Origin of the sequence: Nitrososphaera sp. AFS (assembly GCF_009898475.1) — an archaeon.
Classification (GTDB): Archaea; Thermoproteota; Nitrososphaeria; order Nitrososphaerales; family Nitrososphaeraceae; genus Nitrosopolaris.
In genome coordinates this window covers 1-7835 of record NZ_QURE01000142.1, presented here as the reverse complement: position 1 = coordinate 7835, position 7835 = coordinate 1, and the positions used below count along the sequence as shown (strand labels likewise).

5 protein-coding genes are annotated in these 7835 nt (G+C 38.2%); all 5 read right to left on the bottom strand.

All coding sequences use genetic code 11. The features are described 5' to 3' along the window. The coding region (locus DYY65_RS11635) for an FAD-binding protein (RefSeq protein ID WP_162478124.1) at positions 1 to 1005 on the bottom strand (1005 nt) is incomplete at its 3' end. Between the two features lie 125 nt (positions 1006 to 1130). Continuing rightward, on the bottom strand, positions 1131 to 2924 hold the full coding sequence (locus DYY65_RS11630) for a thiamine pyrophosphate-dependent enzyme (RefSeq protein ID WP_162478123.1): 1794 nt from the start codon (positions 2922 to 2924) through the stop codon (positions 1131 to 1133). A gap of 455 nt (positions 2925 to 3379) precedes the next feature. Next, positions 3380 to 4849, bottom strand: coding sequence for an NAD-dependent succinate-semialdehyde dehydrogenase (locus DYY65_RS11625; protein ID WP_162478122.1), 1470 nt, complete (start codon positions 4847 to 4849; stop codon positions 3380 to 3382). Positions 4850 to 5503: 654 nt separating this feature from the next. Then, complete coding sequence (locus tag DYY65_RS12310) at positions 5504 to 6244, bottom strand: NAD(P)-dependent malic enzyme (protein WP_201449491.1); 741 nt, start codon at positions 6242 to 6244, stop codon at positions 5504 to 5506. Between the two features lie 32 nt (positions 6245 to 6276). After that, positions 6277 to 6723, bottom strand: a complete 447-nt coding sequence (locus tag DYY65_RS12305) for an NADP-dependent malic enzyme (RefSeq protein ID WP_201449490.1) — start codon at positions 6721 to 6723, stop codon at positions 6277 to 6279. Positions 6724 to 7835 lie beyond the last annotated feature (1112 nt).

The window sequence follows — 7835 nt, the reverse complement described above, 5'->3', positions numbered from 1 at the left end:
TAGATGGGTTACGTCTAACCAAACTCCTCCATGTTCTGTGCCTCTTCCAGAGATTATTTCATTATAGTTAGCACGGGCCACTACATCACGTGGTCCTAGCTCCATTCTCTCAGGATCATAGTTTTTCATAAACCTCTCACCTTTTGAATTTAATAGAATCCCACCTTCGCCACGTATTGCTTCTGTGGCTAGAGTACCCACTGCTTGATCTGGCCAAACCATTCCAGTAGGATGAAACTGTACCATCTCCATATCTACTAGATCAATACCCGCGTCATATGCCAGAGCTATACCTTCCCCATAGTTTTCAAAAATTCTAGAACTACTGACTGAATAGACTCGAGTATATCCCCCAGCAGCAAGGATTAAAGACTTGCATTCAAATGTAACAGATTCCTTATTTTCTAAATCTACTCCAAAAGCTCCTCTGACTTGTTCTTCTTCTTGCTCCTTGTGTGTTGCTGCCATTGAAATTGATGTTGACATTGAACTTGGTGATGCTCCTCTCCCTTCGTTCACATAATCCTTTGATTTTAGTATTTTCGTGATGTAAACATTGTCTATTATTTTGATATTCCGCTGATTTACCTGCTTCATCAACACACGTACTATCTCCTGGCCAGTCCAATCTTCGTAAAATACAGTTCTTCTATAGGTGTGAGCTCCAAAGAATCGTTGTGTTAGTCTACCGTCTTTTTCTCTATGAAACCTGGCACCCCAATTTACCAGTTCATTTATAGCATCAGGTGCATTTTTGCAAAGTATTTCGACTCTTTCATAGTCTGCAATAAATTCACCCTCTCTTAGCGTATCAGCTGCATGCACCACCCAGTTATCTTCCGGATCCATAGTACCAAGGGCTGCATTGATACCACCTCGTGCAAGTGTTGTATTAATTATGAGAACATTAGCGCCAGCATCATGAGCTTCGATTGCTGCACGAAGACCTGCAGAGCCACCGCCTATAATTAAAACATCACAAGAGCAGTTTGATTGTTTTTTCATATTATGTTGAGCCACTTTTCAACTCACCTTTACCTACCTGTTGTCTTACAAACACAGGTGATAATATAGCTTACCATCATGGGTTATACTTCTGCACCTACCTACCTACCTACCTATCTATCAACTTAATGATGTTCGTGATGTGTATGTATCTTTTTTAAAATATTATGGACCTGGTCCCTGTATAAGGTCAATGCTATTCTATTGGCATATGGTTGCCCTCTAACAAATGATTTAGCTAATTCTTTAACAAACTCCATTTCCACCTTTGGCGGTACTGGTGGTTCAAACGGGTCTACATATGCTTCTATTATAGTCGGGTGTTTTCTCTCCTTCATAGCTTGATTCATTATGGATTTTACTTCATTTGGTTCCTTGATGGAATATCCTTTGCCACCGCATGCTTCAGCGAACTTTACCCAATCTATCGGGGAAAATTCTACTCCAAATTCTGGGTTTCCAAGAAATGCCATCTGCTCCCATCTAATCATCCCTAATGTATTATTTTTGATAATAATGACCTTAATAGGGAGGTTATATTGTACCGCGGTAGCGAATTCACCCATCAACATAGTCAATCCAGCATCACCAACAAATGCAACTGATTGTCTGTCTGGAAATGCAACCTGTGCTGCTATGGCGTATGGCAAACCGTTTGCCATACTTGACAAAGTGCCAGACAGAGAAAATTTCATTCCTTTTCTAATGTTGATAAAACGAGCCGCCCAATTTGTATTTGTTCCACAATCAACTGAGATTATTGCGTTATCGTCTAATTCATCAGAAACAGCTTGGGCTATAACTTGAGGTTTGATTGGCTTATCGGTTCTTGTACTCTGCTCTCTCATTAGTTTATTCCAATTCTTCATCGCATCTTGCTTTGACTTGAGGAATCCTAGATCGTATTTTTGATTCAAGAGAGGAAGTAATTCCGTTAGTATTAACTTTGAATCACCTACCAATCCAATCTCTACAGGATAACGAAGACCAATCTTTTCAGGTTTTATATCAATTTGAATCCCTCTTGCTTGACTGGGATTTGGAAGATAGTCTATATATGGAAAAGATGTTCCAATCATAAGTAGTGTGTCTGCTTCGTCCATAGCATCACTGGATGGTGTAGTTCCAAGTAAACCAAGGCCTCCTAAGCTATACTGATTATCGTCAGGAATCACTGCCTTACCTAATAATGCTTTAACAATTGGAGCGCCTAACCTTTCTGCAACTGAGAGTACCTCATTTCCAGATTCAAGGGCACCCTGTCCCACGAGTATGACAACTCTATTTCCTGCATTAAGAATGTGAGCCGCATTTTCTATTAATGAGTGACTTGGGATTGTTTCTGCCACATAAACATGGGACGTGTGATGTCCAACGTTATGCTTGGAATATTTGCCACGCAGTCTTTTTTCTTGTACATCTATTGGTATTGTTAGATGGCTAACTCCTCTCTGAGCTAACGCTGTTCTACATGCAATATCAACTGCCATCTCTGCCTGCTCTGGAACACCTATCATATCATTGTAAACAGTGACATCGGAATATAGCTGTAGCAGGTTTATGTCTTGCTGATAGCCAGAATTCATCAAATCAGTGTATGTGGTTCCTGTAATGGCAATAACAGGAGTATTATCTGCTTTTGCATCATATAACCCATTTAATAGGTGTATGGCCCCTGGTCCTGAAGTTGCGACACATGCTCCAAGCCTTCCAGTATATTTTGCATAGGCACAAGCCATAAATGCTGCCGATTCTTCATGTCTAACAAGTATGAATCTAATTTTGTCCTGTCTACGTCGCAAGGCTTCAATAAATCCATTGATACCATCACCAGGCAATCCGAAAATTGTATCAACGTTCCAATCAAGCAATTCTTCAGCTACAATATCAGCAGTACGCATATTATCGTGTTCACTCATGGTATCATCACTATGGACGTACTTGCTTAAATTGGTTCTTCCATTTGAGTTATGATTGATAGATAGATAGATGAATAAATAGTATTGATTGCATAGCAAAATGAATCCAATTTCTGGATCTCTCAGAGAAAGTGGAATTACTTATTTGATAATCATCACATAAAGGGCATTTGTAAATTGTTTCAACATAACCTCTGCAGGATTTTGCAGCGGTCTAGAACATAACCCATATATTAGATAATACTTTTGTTTCTGTCAATTAGTATCATAGCTAGGAAGTTTCCATGTCTGGATGTCTTCTTTACTTCCTGCTATTAGGAGGTATTCAGTCAGCCAATTGAAGTGCCTGTGATATATCTAATTTTATATTACATTTTGCAAGGGCTTTAAACTCTCCATAACCAAATGCACTTAAAGAACCTCCACCTTGAAGTATCGATACATTTTCAAAGGTATTAAGTATGTTTGTCTCGCTTGTCTACGCGCTCACTACACGCTTGTTCGTTCTGTTTGTCTAGTTTTATTAGTTTGTTAAATGCTATTTGATGGACAAGCTGATCATAGAACCTGACTGATTTGACATTGACAAACTCCAGCATGCCATATCTTGATAACTCCCTTCCAAATCCACTCTTCTTTACGCCACCAAATGGTACTCTTGGATCAGAAATTACGACATTATTTACGGTTACTATGCCAGATCTAATCTCTCTTGACAGGTTCTCTGCTTTATCAAGGTCTTGTGTCCATATACTTGCTCCAAGACCATACTGAGAATCATTTGCAAGTCTCACTGCTTCCATCTCGTCTTCGGCAACTATTATCGCTGCAACTGGACCAAAAACTTCCTCTTGTGCCACGCGCATATTTGTAGAAACATTCTTCAGTATTGTAGGTTTGTAAAAATATCCTTTACTTCCAATTTGTTCTCCTCCTGTCAATATTTCGGCACCCTCTTTAACTGAATCTTTTACTTGGGAATCTATAGTCTTTAAGCCTGAAGCATTCACAACTGGTCCTAAATCTGTGTCCTCTGATAGAGGATCGCCTACCTTAAGTTTCTCAGTTTTTTGAACAAATTTTTCAATGAAATCGTTTGCCATTTTCTTTGTTACGATAAATCGTTTTGATGCTATACAACTCTGACCATTATTAACGAATCTACCTTTGACAGCACCCGTAGATGCCTTTTCAATATCAGCATCTTCACACACTATGAAAGGATCACTTCCACCTAACTCGAGAACACATTTCTTTATCTGAGATGTTGCTCTTTGAGCCACTTTCCCTCCTGCAGTAACACTTCCTGTAAACGTCACAGCATTAACATCTTCTGAATCAATGAGTATATCTGCAATACTCGAGTCTCCAACTACCGTTTGGAAAACTCCATCAGGTACTCCACTCCTTTTAAAGGCTTTTTCGATTTCTATTCCACATCCCATAGTGGCACTAGCCGGTTTTAGAACTATGGTATTACCAGCCATTAGACAAGGAGCCGCGAATCTTAATGCTTGCCAATAAGGAAAATTCCAGGGCATTATGCTTCCTATTACTCCTATGGGTTCAAATGTTACAACACTTTTTCTAGCATCTGTATTAACCACTTCATCAGTTAAAAATACCTTGCCATTATCTGCAAAATAATCCATTACCCATGCACATTTCTCGACCTCGGCCCTTGCATCTTTTATAGCCTTTCCCATTTCTTTTGTCATTGTTTTTGCAAGGTCTTCCTTACTCTTTCTTAGTTCTTGAGCAAAGTTGTAGATATGATCAGCTCTTTTCTTGATATCTTTTTTCCACTCAGAAAATGCTTGCTGAGCCTTTTTTGTTTTTTCATTTATTTGCTCCTTACTCATTATCTGGTATGTATTAATAATTTCCTCCGATGAGGGATTTATTGTAGAAAATTCTTTTGTCATTGTTGTTGTACTTTGCTCATTTCGTTCTTTTAAGGATTTATTGTACCTATATCTATAATTTTGCCATCTATTGGGCTAGTCAATGCTTCTGTAGCTTGCTCAAGTTTGAATCGATTTGAAACAACTGATTTGATTACTCCTCTGCAGGAAATAACCACACATATATGTATACAATTAGTTTATGAAGCATTATAGGTAGAAAACTTTCCCCATTCACATAGAACCTAGAAAGATTCCATAATATCCTTCCTGTTACTATTACTAAGTCTAGTATCTTAATTCAAGTAAACAGAACATCCTATATTCCATCACGATTAGGACTAAGATTGTAGATGAGCAATTCGATACTTAATTTATTTCCATTACCAGTTTTCAATTCGATTGTCTCTCTGCGTTCATACACAACATCAATAGTCTAACTTTGAGAAGCAAATGCCTTATCCTGTGACATAGATGGAATGGTAGAGGAATTTCTATTACTGGGCCAGTCCACTCAACTCTTTTAGTATTACCTAGTCCCACTGCCCTGAATGCAATTTTAGAGATAAGGCCATCCACTTCCCATTCCCAAAAACCTAGGTCCGAGCTGCTTCCTATTTATTGCAGTAAAGTAATAGTAGGTTCTTCAGGCCTTCTTTTCGATTCCTTATTCATTCAACCTTGTTTTGTTTCGGTACCGTCATTCTTCCCAATTGCTTCCTTTAATGTCTGAGTAACAATTGGAAGTATCCTTGGGTCATTTACTTTGGGAATTATATAATCCTCTTTTAGGTGAGTTATTTCAACGAGCGAAGCGATTGCATACGATGCTGTTACGAGCATTTTTTCATCTAATCCCCTTGCTCTAGTATCTAACAAAGCTCTAAGAACCGACGGAAACACGACAGCATTATTTACTTGGTTTGGATAGTCAGAACGTCCTGTGCCTATAATCCTTGCACCTGCTTCAAGAGCATCTGACGGAAGTATTTCGGGATCTGGATTGCTAAGTGGAAACACAATTGCGTCATGGTTCATTGATTGGATCATATCTTTAGTTAAAAGTCCTGGTTTACCGGATACTCCTATAAATACATCAGCTTTTCTTATCACTTCTTCCAAATTTCCTTCTAATTTAGATGGATTGCTATTCTTTGCTATTTCTTGCTTATCTAAATTTTGAGAATTAACATTTACAAGATCCTTTCTTCCATCATATATTGCACCTTTACTGTCTGTTACTACAATATTTCTGCAACCTGCTTCTTTCAAAATCTTGAAAATTCCATAGCCGGCAGAGCCTGCTCCTGATATTACCACTTTTATATTATCTATTTTTTTATCTACTATTTTTAGAGAATTTATCAATGCGGCTAATGTGATTACGGCTGTTCCATGCTGATCGTCATGAAACACAGGTATAGAGAGCTCATCCCTGAGCCTTTTTATTATATCAAAAACCTTGGGTGATCTTCAATATTTATTGCTCCAAAACATGGTTCAATCGCTTTGACAAATCTAATTATTTCCTCCTTATCCTGTGTAGATATACATAATGGAATTGCATTAATGTTGCCCAGCACTTTGAACAAAACAGACTTTCCTTCCATTACTGGGAGCGCTCCCTCTGGGCCAATATTTCCAAGACCAAGCACCCTTGTTCCGTCACACACTATGGCTACATTGTTCCACTTTGAGGTATAATCATAAATTAATTCCTTTTTTTTACTTATCTCCTGGGCTACAGATGCAACTCCTGGAGTATAAATTAATCCAAGTGTTCCTTTTTCTTCGCCGTCGCCCAAACCAGCGTCAATGGAAACTCGATTATGTATTTCGATCTTTCCCCTTAACGATCTATGAAGGTTAATTGCATCCTCTTTTATGTTATTCAAGGAATGCACTCCCTCTCATGGTTGTCTGCAGCAAGAATAGCGGCAGAATGTATGTAAATAATCCTTTTGTAAAGAAAACACCAAGTAATTGAGCTCTTAGCATATATAGGTAGTCTCCTTTATTAACTCGTCTTATCATGCCACTCGATAGGTTTCTAGCATTTTATATCTTTATAGTAAACGATGTATTCTGTACATATGAAATGTTTTGTCGTATACTCGCACCCCTACAATCAAGCTGGATTATCAAGTTTCATCAAATCATAGCACATGATCAAGAAGAAAAATTATTTGGCGTCTTGGGAATGTAATGGTAAGTAATAAAACACAAGAAACGACGACTCCTCATGGATGATTTCTGCAATGGAAATGCATTTAAAATGATTGAAGCAAGAAAAGGCCAAGCTCTCCTGTATCTTTACCTATAGTATCAGCTGCCCTTATGATATCCCAGCTCAGATTCTGAATAATTACAACTAATTTCTAACACAGTTTATGTATAAAAGGTGCGATATCTACATCATGGAAATGATTGAAAGTATTATTTGGATATTGAGTGGATTTATTCCCACTTTGATAACTATGGAGATAGGATGGAGGTTAGCAAGGAGACAAGTAGCAAAAGGGCCTCTTGCCAACCTGTTATGATGGGACTATGAGACAGACTACAACCAGTCAGTAGGATGCTATATAGAAATCAGAAACTAGTTGTAGTCTGCGTGGGTCTTGATATGTGTTGTTGCCCGTGATAGGTTCCTATTTGACAATGTGCAAGTCAAAACGTTTTGTCCTATAGTAACTTGTAATAGCTGTTTTTAGGTTTGTAAACTAGAATAATATTTTGATACCAATAGATCATCTTTCCTTGTCTCCGGCATTGTTCCACAGCATTTAATTCAGGAGATCCTTTTGGATGGTACTCTACAATCGTTGTATCGCTATTTCTTTCCAAGTATACTTTTACTTTCTGGGGCGACAATGCTGTGGTGCTTCATCAAGAATAACACCGGCTTACGATGACTGACTATTATCTTTGGCTTGTGGTGTGGCAGAATTCCATGGAGAATAACCAAGAAAATAGAAAGCAGGATGAAGTGATAGACCCATCACCT

What these genes read in the sequence shown, in the direction of transcription:
- DYY65_RS11630 (WP_162478123.1), bottom strand. Translation starts at nt 2,924, where the DNA reads ATGAGTGAACACGATAATATGCGTACTGCTGATATTGTAGCTGAAGAA.
- DYY65_RS11625 (WP_162478122.1), bottom strand. Translation starts at nt 4,849, where the DNA reads ATGACAAAAGAATTTTCTACAATAAATCCCTCATCGGAGGAAATTATT.